The organism is Ruegeria sp. AF8, from assembly GCF_056541825.1.
Genome location: NZ_JBQFYW010000006.1, coordinates 1 through 13,522, shown reverse-complemented (window position 1 = coordinate 13,522; position 13,522 = coordinate 1). Strand labels below are relative to the sequence as shown.

Here is a 13,522-nt window from a genome sequence, read left to right as displayed (position 1 = left end):
GGGGGCGGGCATGGAAACTTTCAGCCTGGGCGTCGTTCTTTTCACCCTGATCGTTCTGGCGCTGGTGGCCATCATCATGGCCGCGCGTTCGAAACTGGTGTCGACCGGCAACGTCAACATCACCATCAATGGCGAGAAAACCATCTCGGTTCCTGCGGGCGGCAAGCTTTTGCAAACGCTGGCGGCAGAGAAGCTGTTCGTGCCCTCAGCTTGTGGCGGCGGCGGCACCTGCGCGCAATGCCGGGTTAAGGTGCATTCCGGCGGCGGGTCGATCCTGCCGACCGAGGAAAGCCACATCACCAAGCGCGAGGCCGCCTGCGGTGATCGCCTGTCCTGTCAGGTCGCGGTCAAACAGGATATGGATATCGAAGTTCCCGAAGAGGTCTTTGGCGTCAAGAAATGGGAATGCACCGTTCGTTCGAACGACAACGTGGCGACTTTCATCAAGGCGCTGACGCTGGACCTGCCGGAAGGCGAGGATGTGAATTTCCGCGCCGGCGGCTATATCCAGATCGAAGCGCCCGCGCACCAGCTGTCTTACACCGATTTCGACGTGCAGGAGGAGTATCGCGAGGACTGGGACCGCTTCAATCTGTGGCAATACAAGTCCGTGGTGAAGGAACCGATCGAACGCGCCTATTCGATGGCCAACTATCCCGACGAGAAGGGCATGATCATGCTGAACGTCCGGGTCGCCTCGCCGCCTCCGGGATCCGAAGGCATCCCGCCGGGTCAGATGTCATCCTACATCTTCAACCTGAAGCCGGGTGACAAGGTCACGATCTCAGGCCCGTTCGGCGAATTCTTCGCCCGCGAGACGGAAAAAGAGATGGTCTTCATCGGTGGGGGTGCCGGTATGGCACCGATGCGCAGCCACATCTTCGACCAGCTCAAGCGGCTTGAGAACCGCAATCGCAAGATCAGCTTCTGGTACGGCGCACGGTCAAAAAAAGAGATGTTCTTTGTCGAGGACTTCGACACGTTGGCCAAAGAGTTCGGCAATTTCGAATGGCATGTCGCCCTGTCGGACGCCCAGCCCGAGGATGACTGGAAAGGCTATACAGGCTTTATCCATAACGTGCTGTTCGAGGAATACCTCAAGAATCACCCCGCGCCCGAGGATTGCGAATATTACATGTGCGGTCCGCCAATCATGAACCAGTCGGTCATCAACATGCTGCTGGATCTGGGTGTGGACCGCGAAGACATCATGCTCGACGATTTCGGCGGGTAACGAAGAAACCGGCGCTGTTGAGCGCCGGTTTTCTTTTGGGAACTGGAAACCTGGGGTGGGTACAGGGGCTTGGGCCCCGGCGTGCCCGCGCAGGGGCATGATTCACCGAGCATTAAGATTGGTATCACTTTGATCTGCCTCAATACCGACGCAGATATTTCCAACTAGGTCTCTGTGCGCGAACAGAGGGATATCAACTTATGATCTGTCACATACTGAAGGGCTCTCTTTTCCAGCAGCTGCCTGACGAGGTTCAGAAGTGTCTACTTTCCAAGGCGCGGATTCAAAAATTCGATCGTGGTTCAACAATATGCCTTCAAGGTGAAACCGCGCGCACGCTGAAAATCGTCCAGAGCGGATGGATCAAACTTTACCGGGTTTCACAAAACGGGGGCGAGGCGATCCTTGCGACACTGAAGGATGGGCAGAGCTTTGACGAGTTGGCATCACTTCAGGGCAAGAGAAGCCCGGCCTCGGCGCAGGCCGTCAGCGACTGCACGATTTTGCACGTTGATCCCTCGCGCTTCGGTTCGTGCGAGGGTGCGCAACAGGAACTCATGAAAGTCGTTCTGGCGGCCGCTTCGGAGCAAATCGAGGCGCTAATGGACGATATTGAGAAATTGAAAGTCAAAACCGGCGCCGAGCGGCTGTCCGAGTATCTTGTGGGATTAGCAAGAAAGGCGGACGGGCGTGACGAGCTGGTTCTGCCCTTCGAGAAGACCCTTCTTGCCGGAAAGCTCGGGATGAAACCTGAAAGCCTTTCCCGGGCTTTCGGGCGATTGAAGCCGTTGGGGGTTGGGGTGGAAAAGCGTCAGGTTACGATCAAGAACATTGAAATGCTCAGATCATTCGCCGAAGGGTTGGAATGCCGCATGATATCTGCAGGTTGAGTGCAAGCCATACCTGCGCCATATGAAATCTCGGACGGCAGTTCCGAGCCAGTGCCAGCCCGTCACTTGCCGTAATATTCCCGATACCAGCCGACGAACTCAGCCAGCCCTGTGCGGATGTCTGTTTCCGGGCGATACCCTGTCAGACGCTGCAGCAGGCCGGTATCGGCCCAGGTCGCGGGCACATCGCCCTTTTGCATCGGCATGTAGTTTCGCACGGCCTTTTTGCCGAGCGCATCCTCGATGGCTTCGATGAAATCCAGCAGGCGTACCTTGTCGGAATTGCCGATATTGACGATCCGGAACGGGGCCACGGGCGACAGGCTGTCGCCTTCTTCAATATCCGCGGCACTCTCCGGGCGGATCGGAACCGCGTCGATCAACAGACGGATTCCCCGCGCCAGATCATCCACGTAGGTGAAATCCCGGTACATGTCGCCGTGATTGTAGACGTCGATGGGGCGGTTGTTCAGAATCGCGTCGGTGAACTTGAAATAGGCCAGATCGGGGCGTCCCCAGGTGCCGTAGACGGTGAAGAAGCGGAACATGGTGGTGGGCAGGTTCCACAGATGGGCATAGGAATGGCCCATCGCCTCGTTTGCCTTCTTGGTCGCGGCATAGATGGTGAGTTGATTATCGGCCTTGTCCAGTTCGGTAAACGGCATGTCTTCGTTGGCGCCGTAGATGGACGAGGTTGAGGCCATCAGCAAGTGTTCGACCTGATGAGTGCGCGCCACCTCCATCACGTTGAAGGTGCCCACCACATTCGATTCGACATAGCTGCGCGGATTTTCGAGGCTGTAGCGCACACCGGCCTGCGCGGCGAGGTGGATGATGACATCGGGCTGGAACGCGTCGGCCACCTGCATCAGCCGGTCGTGGTTTTCCAGCAAATCCTCGGTCACGGTAAAGCCCGGCGTCTGCATCAGCATCTGATGGCGGCGGCGTTTCAGGGTGACGTCGTAATAATCGGTCATCCCGTCATAGCCATGCACGCGGAAACCTTCGGCCAGAAGAAGCCTGCTGAGATGAAAGCCGATAAATCCCGCAGTGCCGGTGACCAGTATTTTTTTCATCTTTTCCCTCGTGCCGTTGGGAGCACCTAGTGGGCCAAATCCGGCGGTGGGGTCAATGTGCCGGCGAATTTATTTTTGATCCCGGACCCTTCGGCGCATACCAGCCCGCGCACGCTCAAGGTCAGAAGGCTTGCCACATCAGGGCCATGCTGCCACTATGGCGGGACTGGTTACTGTTTTTTTCGCCCGAAACAGGAGGTCGGCGCGATGATTGCGCTTCTTTTCGCGCTTTTGGTTATTTGCATGATCCTTGCATTCTTCGCGCAGCGCCGCGTTGCTTATTCCTTGTTCGCGGTCACGGTTCTGCTCAGTATTTACTGGCTGAAGTACCATGCGACCTCGGTTCTCACGATCCAGTTGTAAGGTGCCGGTATGACCCTGAGTTTTGAAACGTCGCGCCATCTGAACGCCCTTGGAATGCTGGCCGTCTGCCTGGTGCTGGCGCTGGCACATGTCTTTCAGCTGTGGCTTTACGAGCTGCCTTGCCCGTTATGCCTGTTGCAGAGGGTCGGGTTTGTCGCCGTTGGATTCGGGCTGGGTTTGAACCTGCTTTACGGCCCGCGCCCGCACCACTATGCGTTGGTGCTGATCGCGGCGGTCTATGGTGTCAGTGTGTCGATCCGGCAGATCCTGTTGCATATCGTGCCCGGCACCGGGCATTACGGATCGCCGGTTTTGGGGCTGCATTTTTACACCTGGGCGGGGATCGCCTTTTTCCTTGTCATCCTGGGCACATCGGTGATGCTGTTGTCGGAAGGACAGTATCAGCGGCCTGCCGATCCCGAATCCGAGAAACGCTTTGGCGGCAGCAAGCTGGCGAAATACGCGTTCTTTCTGATGCTGGCTCTGGCGGTTCTGAATGCGGGTTCGACCCTTTTGGAATGCGGGCCGACGGTTTGTGCCGATCCGCCCACCGACTACAAACTGCTGGAGGGTGCGTCGGAAAGCGGGTCGTGAGGCCAATGGCGCAACGAGGAGGACACGATGGGACTGTTGGGGCAACCGCTGGAATACTATGACTATCTGACCTTTGCGGCGCTGATCCTGCTGTTGCTGGCTGTTATGGGGGTGTTCCTGTTTCTTATGGGGCTGCCCGGGCGCATTGCCATCAGCCGCAATCATCCGCATGCCGAAGCGGTCAAGATCATGGGCTGGATGGGGTTTCTGGCGGTCATCCCGTGGGTGCATGCGTTCATCTGGGCCTTCCACGAAGGCGTCACCGTCGATATTCGCCGCACCCCCGATCAGGAGCGCGAGGCGATCCGGAAAGAGATCGAGAGGCTGGGCGGTGAGGTGAGGCCGGAATACCGGAACCTGCCGGACGACGAAGGCTCGAGGACCTGACCGAAAGAGAGTTAACACCATATGTTCGTCGCCGTCGGCATCACTCTTTTCTACATCATTTTCGTCTGGTTCATCTTCTTCAAGGCGAAGTTGCTGAAATTCAACATCTATTGGGGCGTCGTATCCTTCTGGGTGGGGGCGCATCTGCTGTTGATCTTTCTGGTGGCGCTGCGGTTTTTCCAGCCCTTCTCGGTGGATGCGCATGTGGTGCGCTCGACGATCCAGATCGTGCCCAAACTGACGCAGCCGACGATCCTGAGCGAGGTGCTGGTGACGCCCAACCAGCCGGTCAAAAAGGGCGACCCGCTGTATCGGTTCGACAAGACGATCTTTGAACTGGCGGTGAATTCGTCCCAGGCGCAGCTGGCCGCCGCCGAACAGAACGTCAAGATCCTGGAGCAGGATGTGAAAGCCGCGACCGAGGCGGTCGAGCGCGCCACGGCGCAGCTTGGCTATGCGGTCAACCAACGCAAGCGGTATGAGACTCTGGTCCCGGCGGGCGGTGCGCGCCAGGATGAGCTGGAGCGCTGGGTCGAGCAGGTGACCGAGGACGAGGCACAAGTGCGTCAGGCCGAGGCCAATCAGAAAAAGGCCGAGCTGGCGCTGGAATCCAATATTGACGGGGTGAACACGGGGGTGGCGCAGGCCCGCGCGCAACTGGCCGAGGCCGAGTATTTCCTGCAGAACACCACGATCTATGCGCCCGAGGATGGCATGATCGTGTCGCAACAGGCCCGCCCTGGTCTGGTGGTCGGCGATATTCGTCTGGGCGCGATCGCCAGCTTCGTGACCACCGACAATCCCTACATTCTTGCCACGTACCGGCAGCAGAACCTGAAATTCGTGGAACCGGGGCAGGAGGTCGAGGTCGCGCTTGACCTTTATCCCGGCGAGATTTTGTCCGGCAAGGTCGAGGCAGTATGGTGGGCCACCGCGCAGGGGCAGTACCTGCCGTCAGGACGGTTGCCCGAGTTCGTGTTGCCCAAGCTTCCGGGCCGGATCGCGGTGCAGGTCACGGTGGACCTGCCAGAGGGGCACGAGTTTCCGGCGGGCGGTCATGCGGCGGTGGCGATCTATACGGGGCAGGGGAAAAGCTTTGAATTTCTGCGGCGGATCAACATACGTTTGTACAGCTTCGCCAACTTTATCCGGCCACTGGATATCTGATGGGAACTGATGCGGATGGATCTGGGATGGTGAGACGGGCTCGGGGCAAATTGGCAGTCTTGGGCCTGATGGCGGCGGCGGCCTGCACTCCGGTCGGGCCGGATTTCGTGCGCCCCAACTCGCCCGTCATGAAACAGTGGATCGAGGCCAACAGCCCCGGTGCCAGCCAGCAAAGCGGCCTGACCGCGCGCAGCGCGCCGGTGGTGAAATGGTGGGAAACGTTCAACGATCCGACGCTGAACCGGCTGGTGGCCGAAGCCTATGCCCAGAACCTGACATTGCAGATTGCCGGCGCGCGGGTGTTGCAGGCGCGGGCGCAGCTGGGCATCGCGTTCGGCGAGCTTTATCCGCAATCGCAGGTAATCGGCGCCTCGGCCACGCGGCGCGAGATCAGCGACAATATCGGCCCGGTGCGCGATATTCGCCGCGTCATTCCGCTGGACACCGAATTCGCCACCTCGGAAGTGGGTTTCGACGCCCAGTGGGAACTGGACGTCTGGGGCGCGCAGCGCCGCGGTACGCAGGCGGCTAAGGCCAATCTGGCGGCGCAGGTGGCCAATTACGATGACGCGCTGGTGACACTGACCGGCGATGTGGCGGCGATCTATGTCAATATCCGCGCGCTGCAGGAGGCGCTGGCGGTGGCCCGCAGGAATGTCGGGTTGCAGCAGCAGTCCACCGATCTGGCGCAGTTGCGGTTCAACAACGGGGTCACCACGGAACTGGATGTGCAGGAGGCCACGGCGCTGCTCAACAACACCAAGGCGTTGGTGCCGGGGCTTGAAAGCGATCTGCAGCAGGCCAAGAATGCATTGGCGGTGCTGCTGGGCGCACCACCGTCTCGGATGACCGGCCTGTTGGGCAATTCCGGCCGCATCCCGTCGGCGCGGGCCAATGTTTCGGTCGGGGTGCCCGCCGAGTTGCTGCGCCGCCGTCCCGATATTCGAGCCGCCGAGCTGGAGGCGGCCGCGCAATCGGCGCAGGTCGGTATCGCGATGGCAGATCTTTATCCGCAGTTCATCCTGACCGGGACGATCGGTTTGCAGGCCTCGTCCGGCAATGATCTGTTCAGTTCCTCCAGCGGCACCAGTCTGGCAAGCGCCGGGGTGGTGTGGAACGTGCTCAATTATGGCCGGATCAAGAACAACGTGCGGGCGCAGGATGCGGCGTTTCAGGCGCTGGTGGCGAACTACCAGAACACGGTTCTGGTCGCCTATTCCGAGGTCGAAAACGCCATGGTCGCCTATTCCGAGGCGCGCAAGCAGGTCGGGTTCTATCAGAACAGCGTGGCGGCGGCGAAGCGCGCCGCCGAGATCGCCGTTTCGCAATATGGCGACGGGATCGCGGATTATTCGCGGGTGCTGAACGCGCAGACGGCGCTGTTGCGGTCCGAGGCCGATCTGATCGATGCGCGGGCCTCGGTGTCTGAAAATCTGGTCGCCATCTACAAGGGGCTGGGCGGCGGCTGGCAGATCCGTCAGGGCCGCGAATTCCTGCCTGACACGGTTCTTGCCGAGATGGCCTATCGCACCGACTGGGGCGACCTGTTGGAAAAGTCGCCGACGGGGGTGAGTTTTGAATGAGGCAGGCGGAACCGATTTCCCACTAGCGTTCCGACCGGGAAAGTGAGGCATTGATGTTCGCTGATCTGACTGCCGAAACGCTGGCGCGGATGCAGTTTGCGTTTACCGTGTCGTTCCACATCATCTTTCCGGCGCTCTCGATCGGATTGGCGAGTTTTCTGGCGGTCATGAACGCGCTTTGGCTGATCACGGGCGAGCAGGTCTATCGCACCCTGTTCGATCACTGGCGCAGGATTTTCGCCGTCGCCTTCGGCATGGGTGTGGTGTCGGGCGTGGTGATGTCGTTTCAGTTCGGCACCAACTGGGCCGTTTTCGCGGACAAGGCCGGGCCAGTGATCGGGCCGCTCATGGCTTATGAGGTGCTGACGGCCTTTTTTCTGGAGGCGGGGTTTCTGGGTGTGATGCTGTTCGGGCGGGACCGCGTCGGCAACGGGCTGCACATGTTCGCGACCGCCATGGTGGCCTTTGGCACCCTGCTGTCGGCGACGTGGATTCTGTCGGTGAATTCCTGGATGCAGACGCCCGCCGGTTTCACCACCAATGAGGCCGGACAGTTCGTGCCGACCGATTGGGGCGAGGTCATTTTCAACCCGTCCTTCCATTTCCGGCTGAGCCATATGGTGATCGCTGCCTTTCTGACCACTTCGCTGGTCGTGGGCGGGGCGTCGGCCTGGGTGCTGCTGCGCGACCGGGCCGATCCGGCGGCCCGGCGCAGTTTCGCGATGGCGATGCGGGCGGTGATCATACTGGCGCCGCTGCAGTTGTTTGTCGGGGACGCGCAGGGGCGCAACACGCTGGAACACCAGCCGGTCAAGATCATGGCGATCGAGGGGCATTTCGAAAGCTATCCGGACGGCGCGCCGCTGGTTCTGTTCGGCATTCCCGATCAGGAAAACCAGCGCATCGATTATGCTGTTTCGATCCCGAAGCTGTCGAGCCTGATCCTGAAACACGATCTGAACGCACCTCTGGACGGGCTGGATACGGTTCAGGTCGCGGATCAGCCGCCGGTCGGCATCATCTTTTTCAGCTTTCGCCTCATGGTTGGGTTGGGTGTCGCGATCCTGCTGCTTGGCCTTTGGGGCGCGTGGGCACGGTGGCGCGGCGTTCTTTATGGCTCTCCGTGGCTGCTGCGCGCCGCGGTCGCCGCCGGACCGGCCGGATTTGTTGCGATCCTGGCGGGCTGGGTCACCACCGAGGTCGGGCGGCAGCCCTATACGGTCTATGGCGTTTTGCGCACGAGCGACTCGGTCTCTCCGGTCGCGGCGTCGGCGGTGGCGTCCAGCCTGACAGGGTTCATTATCGTCTATGGCTTGGTTTTCGTGGCCGGTGTCACCTATATCCTGCGCCTCATGGCGGCGGCCCCCGATGTGGGCATACCGGAACACCGGGGCAAGCCTGTGAACGCCGCCAGCCGCCACCCGCTGGATGGGGGATTCTGAGATGGCGTGGATCGAGCTTTCGACCATCTGGGCCGCGCTGATCGCGTTCGGGGTTCTGGCCTATGTTGTTCTGGACGGGTTCGACCTTGGGGTCGGCATATTGTTCCCGGCGGCCGGATCGTCGCGCGAGCGGGCGCTGATGATGGACTCGGTTGTGCCGGTCTGGGACGGCAACGAAACCTGGATCGTGCTGGGCGGTGGCGGGCTGTTTGCGGTGTTTCCGCTGGCCTATTCCGTCGTCATGCCCGCCTTGTATATCCCCATTGTCGGAATGCTTCTGGGACTGGTGCTGCGCGGTGTGGCGTTCGAGTTCCGCTGGCGTACACGGAACTGGCGCTGGTTCTGGGACCTGGCGTTCTGGTGGGGGTCGTTGCAGGCGGGGTTCCTGCAGGGGGTGGTTCTGGGCGGGCTGGTGCAGGGCATCGCGGTGGCCGACCGCAAGTTCGCCGGGGGAACGTTCGACTGGCTGACGCCGTTTTCGGTCCTGAGCGGGCTGGGGCTGGTGACCGGATATGCGCTGCTGGGATCGACCTGGCTGAACCTAAAGCTGGAAGGCGACCTTCAGGATCGGATGCGCCGTCTGGCGCGGCGGCTGACCTTTGCGGTTCTGGCGTTCATCGTGGTGGTCGTGTGGCGCACCGCTTCGCTGGAGCCTCAATATCTGGCCCGCTGGCTGAACTGGCCCGCCGTCATCTATTCCTGCGCGATGCCGTTTCTGGTTCTGGCCGTTGTCTGGCGGCTGTTGCACGGTCTGGCCAGAGGCCGGGATCTGAGGCCGTTCCTGTCGGCGCAGCTTTTGTTCGTGATCTGCTATGTCGGGATTGGCGTCAGTTTCTATCCCGACCTGGTGCCGCCCTCGCTGAGTATCGCCGAGGCGGCAGCGCCGGACAAAAGTCTGAGATTTGCGCTGATCGGGGCGCTGATCCTGGTTCCGGTCATTCTGGCCTATACCGGATTTTCCTATTGGATCTTCCGCGGCAAGGTCGACCCGTCCAAGAGTTATGACTGATGGCGCGACGGCGTGCATTCATCCGGCTGGGCTGGTTCGCGCTGTATTGGGCAGGGGGCGTCGCGGCGTTGGGTGTGGTTGCGTGGCTGATCCGCTGGGCGATCGGATGATGGTTTCAGGTCACATGCAGAACAAACGCCCCCAGCAAAGCAAAGAGTGAGGCGATGAGCAGCAACAGCAGCGCATCGGCCACCAATGTATCGTCTTCGATCTGCTTTTTTGAGGTGATGTTCTTTTTGATATTCCGCATGCGCCAATAGGCCAGCGCCAAAACCAGCCCGCCGGCGCAGAGCATGGCGACTTCGGACCAGAAGGGCGCGCCGCCTCCGATGCCCAGCCGGGCCGCGACCAGACCAAAACCGACGATGCTGATCACGGTTCGCACCCAGGCCAGAAACGTGCGTTCATTCGCGGCAATTTCACGGTAGTTGTCGATCATTACCCGTCCCCTATTTGGCCAATCCGCGCAGCCCGCCGGAAATCAGGATATTGACCTCGTAGAGCACCTGCGCCGCGGCCAGCCCGCCGGGGCTGGCAAGATAGTTCGGCGTCCATTCCGGGTCGAATTTCTGTTTGAAGGTTCTGAGTCCTTCGAAATGATAAAAACTCTCGCCATGCTCATAGACCAGCCCGCCGATGCGGTTCCACAGCGAGGCGAGCTGCCGGTTCTCGATGCCCGAGAAAGGCGCCGCCCCGAGCGAGAACCAGTGGAAGCCCTGCTGCGACCCCCACAGCATCATTTCGGCAAAAAGGGCATCCATGACAAAGCTTGGCGCGTCGGGCTCATAGCGCATCAGGTCAAGCGACAACTCGGATTTGTGTCCGCCCTGAAACAGATTGGCGAAAGCCACGATCCTGCCGTCCTCGCCATTGCGCAGGATCGCATGGTCGAAATTGGACATGTAGGCATTGGTGAATGCGCCCAGAGCAAAGCCTTTTTCCTGCCCCTGCTTGTTGGTCAGCCACCGGTCAGAAATGCCATGCAGTTCGGACAGGATCGCGGGAACCTCTGCCCTCGGCACAACCTCGAAGACATAGCCTTCGCGCTCGGCCCGGTTGCGCGCCTGCCGGAAACGTTTCTTGGAAGAGCCGTCCAGCGTGAACCCGGTCAGATCGACCCGCGCCACCTCGCCGATTTTCAGGATTGACAGGCCGAGATCGAGGAAGGTCGGCAGATAGCGGGGTGAAACGCTGTAAAAGGCACATTTCTTGCCCTCACGGTCTGCCATTTCGCGCAGCTGCCAGATGAGTTGCCGCCCGGCCTCTTCTTCGCCCACGGGTTCGCTCTTGGAGATCAGCGAGGCACCGGTATCAGCATAGGCCAGAAAGGCCGTCTTGTCGGGCGAGATCAGGAACAGCTTGTCACCGGACAGCGAGATCTGCGCCTCTGTATCGGGGCTTTCCAGCGCCAGTTTCCGCACCACCTCGGGGATTTCGGCGGGCGGGCTGGCCTGAACCGGCTTGCTGAGAAAGGAGTTGAAGGCGAAGGCGGCGAGGATGATCGCGACCAAAAGGCTGGAACGCAGAAAGCGGGAGGCATCGCCATGCCACGCGAAGTCCCACCACAGCGCGTTCTGATAGGCGACATGCGAATAGGCGAATAGGCCGATCCAGAAGATCGCCGCCAGCAAAGCGAAGATGCCGATGAACCAAGGGATGTTCAGGCGAAAGATCGATGCCCCGGATACCCGGTAGAACGCGCCGCGGAACAGGCCCAGCAGGACGATGCTGAGCACCATGCTGACGGCTTCTTCGACGTCCAGCCCCTTGTTCAGCGACAACACGAAGCCAAGCGCCATCAGCAGCATCGCCACCAGCCATGCCCGGTAGAGCTTGCGGTAAAGCCCGCGCGATATGAGGATGAGCAGCAGGCCGACAACGCTGCCCAGAAGATGTGAGGCCTCGACAAAGGACAGCGGCAGGAATTCCCGCAATACGCCTAGGCGGCTGGTGTCGGCGGGTAGGGCGCCCGAAATCAGCAGGATGACCCCGGCCAGCATTGCCACTGCCGCCGCCGCCATGGGCACGACCGGGCGGGTCATGCGATAGGCCCAGGTGGCCGCGCCCCTGACCGCCTCGCGCCGGGCAATGGCGCTGGTTATGGCGATCGTTGTGCAGGCCACGAAGAACGGCACGAAAGTATAGACCAGCCGATAGAGCAGCAAAGCGGCGATCATGTCCGACCGGCCCGACGCGCCCAGCCCGGCGATCAGGGTGGCCTCGAACACGCCGATGCCGCCCGGTGCGTGGCTGAGGATGCCCAGGGCGATGGCGGCAATGAAGATGGTGAAGAAATAGGGAAAGCTGGAGACCAGATCGGCGGGCATCAGCACCCAGAGCGTCAGCGCCGCGCCCATGATATCGCCGATGGCCGCCAGCGTCAGCAGCGTGGCCAACCGAAAGCCGGGCAGATCGAAACCGAAACCCAGAAAGTCGAACCGGCGCGCGCCGCCGGTCAGCCAGCCAAAAAGCAGCGCCAGCGCCACCAGAAAGCCGATGCCGATTCCGGTTTCAATCGCATCCGTCAGGGGCAGGACGGTGGACAGGCCGCTGGGATGCAGGGTCAGCAATACCCCAAGAACCAGGCACAGACCCATCCAGAACGCCACCCACGAGGTGGCGATCACACCGGCCACGCGGCTCAGATCCAGCCCGAGCGAGGCATAGATACGGTATCTGACGGCGGTGCCGGTGATATAGGAAAAGCCCAGAAAGTTCGAAATCGCGTAGCCACTGGCCCCGGCGATCCCGGCCACGCGGGCCGGAACCTGCCCATCCGCGACACTGCGCACGGCCAGGATATCATAGCAGGAGATCGACAGGAAACTGATCGCCGTCCAGACCAGCGCCAGCGCCAAAGTGCTCGGCTTGCTGTCGGAAATATCGGCCCTGACATCGGCCCATTTGACATGCGCCGACAGATCCCGCAGCACGAAAAAGGCGATGGCCACGATCACCAGCGGCATCACCAGCTTGATCAGCGGATGCGCCAGCACGCGGGAAACCCGACCGGACAGATCAATCGGCGGCGCGTCCTGCGTTTGCTCGGTTTTGCTCAAGAATCGCTCCCGGTGTCTGCGCTGCAGGGATGGCCCGCACGCGGCGGATGGCCTGCAAGCCTTTGGCATCCAAGGCTATCCTTGCACAGTTGAGGCAACCTGCCTAGGGTGCGCCGGTTGCGGGTACCGGGGGGCGTTCAGCCGGATGTCCCAACGCGCGGGTCATGAATTCTCGATTCCGACTCCGGCACTGTGACACCCTGCCTGGAGGGTGGCTGCCTGGAAAATCGCCGGAGGCTCCGGACCGTTGGCAAACACATCGAAGATGTTCGGTTCCGGCACCGAAGGGAGGGCGGAAAACGGTACGATCACGGGCGAAGCTCCATGGCATTCGGGATTGCGATGATGGAATCGGACCTGAATCTACAGGGATGGGCGACTCAAGATCAGGATCAGAGGCGAGTCTTCTTGTGTCCTCGCGCGCGGTATCCTCAAGATGTGGTGTGTCAGCTATCCGGCTGGGTCTTGCGAGTCGCGATGCGCGCTCGTCCTGTGTGGCGCAAGTGAATGCGGCCACTTTGGGTATCTCATTAAGATATTGAAAATAGTCAGTTAAATATGAAAATGACTTTTTTCTAACTTTTTTCGATTTTCCCCTTGCGCGTTCCGTTCGTAGTCCGTAAATAGCCCTTCACCGGCGCTGCTGAGGCGGTGCTGACGGGTCGGAGAGACGGCCGGACACGCTGGAGAGACGGCGGGGACGCTCAGGATAGACTGG

At 60.8% G+C, this 13,522-nt stretch carries 13 protein-coding genes; 10 read left to right on the top strand and 3 right to left on the bottom strand.

All coding sequences use genetic code 11. The features are described from left to right. Positions 1-10: 10 nt before the first annotated feature. Both nqrF and ACR0AO_RS11910 read left to right on the top strand, forming a co-directional pair. Positions 11-1,234, top strand: coding sequence for an NADH:ubiquinone reductase (Na(+)-transporting) subunit F (gene nqrF, locus ACR0AO_RS11915; protein WP_480603716.1), 1,224 nt, complete (start codon positions 11-13; stop codon positions 1,232-1,234). A 200-nt stretch (positions 1,235-1,434) separates the two neighbouring features. Beyond that, positions 1,435-2,124: a Crp/Fnr family transcriptional regulator gene (locus ACR0AO_RS11910; RefSeq protein WP_480603713.1), complete on the top strand. Its 690-nt coding sequence runs from the start codon at positions 1,435-1,437 to the stop codon at positions 2,122-2,124. A 62-nt stretch (positions 2,125-2,186) separates the two neighbouring features. On the opposite strand, the gene ACR0AO_RS11905 is transcribed toward ACR0AO_RS11910, so the two are convergent. Continuing rightward, positions 2,187-3,200 (bottom strand): NAD-dependent epimerase/dehydratase family protein, encoded by a 1,014-nt coding sequence (locus ACR0AO_RS11905; protein WP_480603709.1) that lies wholly within the window; start codon positions 3,198-3,200, stop codon positions 2,187-2,189. Between the two features lie 207 nt (positions 3,201-3,407). Here ACR0AO_RS11905 and ACR0AO_RS11900 point away from each other — a divergent pair, with 207 nt between their 5' ends. The 8 genes from ACR0AO_RS11900 to ACR0AO_RS11865 are packed head-to-tail and all read left to right on the top strand — an operon-like array spanning position 3,408 to position 9,855. Continuing rightward, entirely contained in the window at positions 3,408-3,563 is a 156-nt protein-coding gene (locus tag ACR0AO_RS11900; RefSeq protein ID WP_480603706.1) for a DUF5993 family protein, read from the top strand. A 9-nt stretch (positions 3,564-3,572) separates the two neighbouring features. Continuing rightward, complete coding sequence (locus ACR0AO_RS11895) at positions 3,573-4,157, top strand: disulfide bond formation protein B (protein WP_480603703.1); 585 nt, start codon at positions 3,573-3,575, stop codon at positions 4,155-4,157. A 27-nt stretch (positions 4,158-4,184) separates the two neighbouring features. Further along, positions 4,185-4,544, top strand: coding sequence for a DUF3302 domain-containing protein (locus ACR0AO_RS11890; protein ID WP_480603700.1), 360 nt, complete (start codon positions 4,185-4,187; stop codon positions 4,542-4,544). Between the two features lie 21 nt (positions 4,545-4,565). Beyond that, entirely contained in the window at positions 4,566-5,711 is a 1,146-nt protein-coding gene (locus ACR0AO_RS11885; protein WP_480603697.1) for an HlyD family secretion protein, read from the top strand. Between the two features lie 26 nt (positions 5,712-5,737). Further along, positions 5,738-7,294, top strand: coding sequence for an efflux transporter outer membrane subunit (locus ACR0AO_RS11880; RefSeq protein ID WP_480603694.1), 1,557 nt, complete (start codon positions 5,738-5,740; stop codon positions 7,292-7,294). A 53-nt stretch (positions 7,295-7,347) separates the two neighbouring features. Then, positions 7,348-8,736 (top strand): cytochrome ubiquinol oxidase subunit I, encoded by a 1,389-nt coding sequence (locus ACR0AO_RS11875; protein ID WP_480603691.1) that lies wholly within the window; start codon positions 7,348-7,350, stop codon positions 8,734-8,736. A 1-nt stretch (position 8,737) separates the two neighbouring features. Next, positions 8,738-9,745: a cytochrome d ubiquinol oxidase subunit II gene (gene cydB / locus ACR0AO_RS11870; RefSeq protein ID WP_480603688.1), complete on the top strand. Its 1,008-nt coding sequence runs from the start codon at positions 8,738-8,740 to the stop codon at positions 9,743-9,745. Then, a complete protein-coding gene (locus tag ACR0AO_RS11865) occupies positions 9,745-9,855 on the top strand; it encodes a DUF2474 family protein (protein ID WP_480603685.1) in 111 nt (36 codons plus the stop codon). The genes cydB and ACR0AO_RS11865 overlap by 1 nt, the downstream gene beginning before the upstream one ends. A 5-nt stretch (positions 9,856-9,860) precedes the next feature. On the opposite strand, the gene ACR0AO_RS11860 is transcribed toward ACR0AO_RS11865, so the two are convergent. After that, positions 9,861-10,184: a YidH family protein gene (locus tag ACR0AO_RS11860; RefSeq protein WP_480603682.1), complete on the bottom strand. Its 324-nt coding sequence runs from the start codon at positions 10,182-10,184 to the stop codon at positions 9,861-9,863. Positions 10,185-10,194: 10 nt separating this feature from the next. Continuing rightward, positions 10,195-12,804, bottom strand: coding sequence for a bifunctional lysylphosphatidylglycerol flippase/synthetase MprF (gene mprF / locus ACR0AO_RS11855; RefSeq protein ID WP_480603680.1), 2,610 nt, complete (start codon positions 12,802-12,804; stop codon positions 10,195-10,197). Between the last annotated feature and the right edge of the window lie 718 nt (positions 12,805-13,522).

Coding starts and splice junctions, on each gene's coding strand:
- nqrF (WP_480603716.1), top strand. CDS start 11: ATGGAAACTTTCAGCCTGGGCGTCGTTCTTTTCACCCTGATCGTTCTG.
- ACR0AO_RS11910 (WP_480603713.1), top strand. CDS start 1,435: ATGATCTGTCACATACTGAAGGGCTCTCTTTTCCAGCAGCTGCCTGAC.
- ACR0AO_RS11905 (WP_480603709.1), bottom strand. CDS start 3,200: ATGAAAAAAATACTGGTCACCGGCACTGCGGGATTTATCGGCTTTCAT.
- ACR0AO_RS11900 (WP_480603706.1), top strand. CDS start 3,408: ATGATTGCGCTTCTTTTCGCGCTTTTGGTTATTTGCATGATCCTTGCA.
- ACR0AO_RS11895 (WP_480603703.1), top strand. CDS start 3,573: ATGACCCTGAGTTTTGAAACGTCGCGCCATCTGAACGCCCTTGGAATG.
- ACR0AO_RS11890 (WP_480603700.1), top strand. CDS start 4,185: ATGGGACTGTTGGGGCAACCGCTGGAATACTATGACTATCTGACCTTT.
- ACR0AO_RS11885 (WP_480603697.1), top strand. CDS start 4,566: ATGTTCGTCGCCGTCGGCATCACTCTTTTCTACATCATTTTCGTCTGG.
- ACR0AO_RS11880 (WP_480603694.1), top strand. CDS start 5,738: ATGGTGAGACGGGCTCGGGGCAAATTGGCAGTCTTGGGCCTGATGGCG.
- ACR0AO_RS11875 (WP_480603691.1), top strand. CDS start 7,348: ATGTTCGCTGATCTGACTGCCGAAACGCTGGCGCGGATGCAGTTTGCG.
- cydB (WP_480603688.1), top strand. CDS start 8,738: ATGGCGTGGATCGAGCTTTCGACCATCTGGGCCGCGCTGATCGCGTTC.
- ACR0AO_RS11865 (WP_480603685.1), top strand. CDS start 9,745: ATGGCGCGACGGCGTGCATTCATCCGGCTGGGCTGGTTCGCGCTGTAT.
- ACR0AO_RS11860 (WP_480603682.1), bottom strand. CDS start 10,184: ATGATCGACAACTACCGTGAAATTGCCGCGAATGAACGCACGTTTCTG.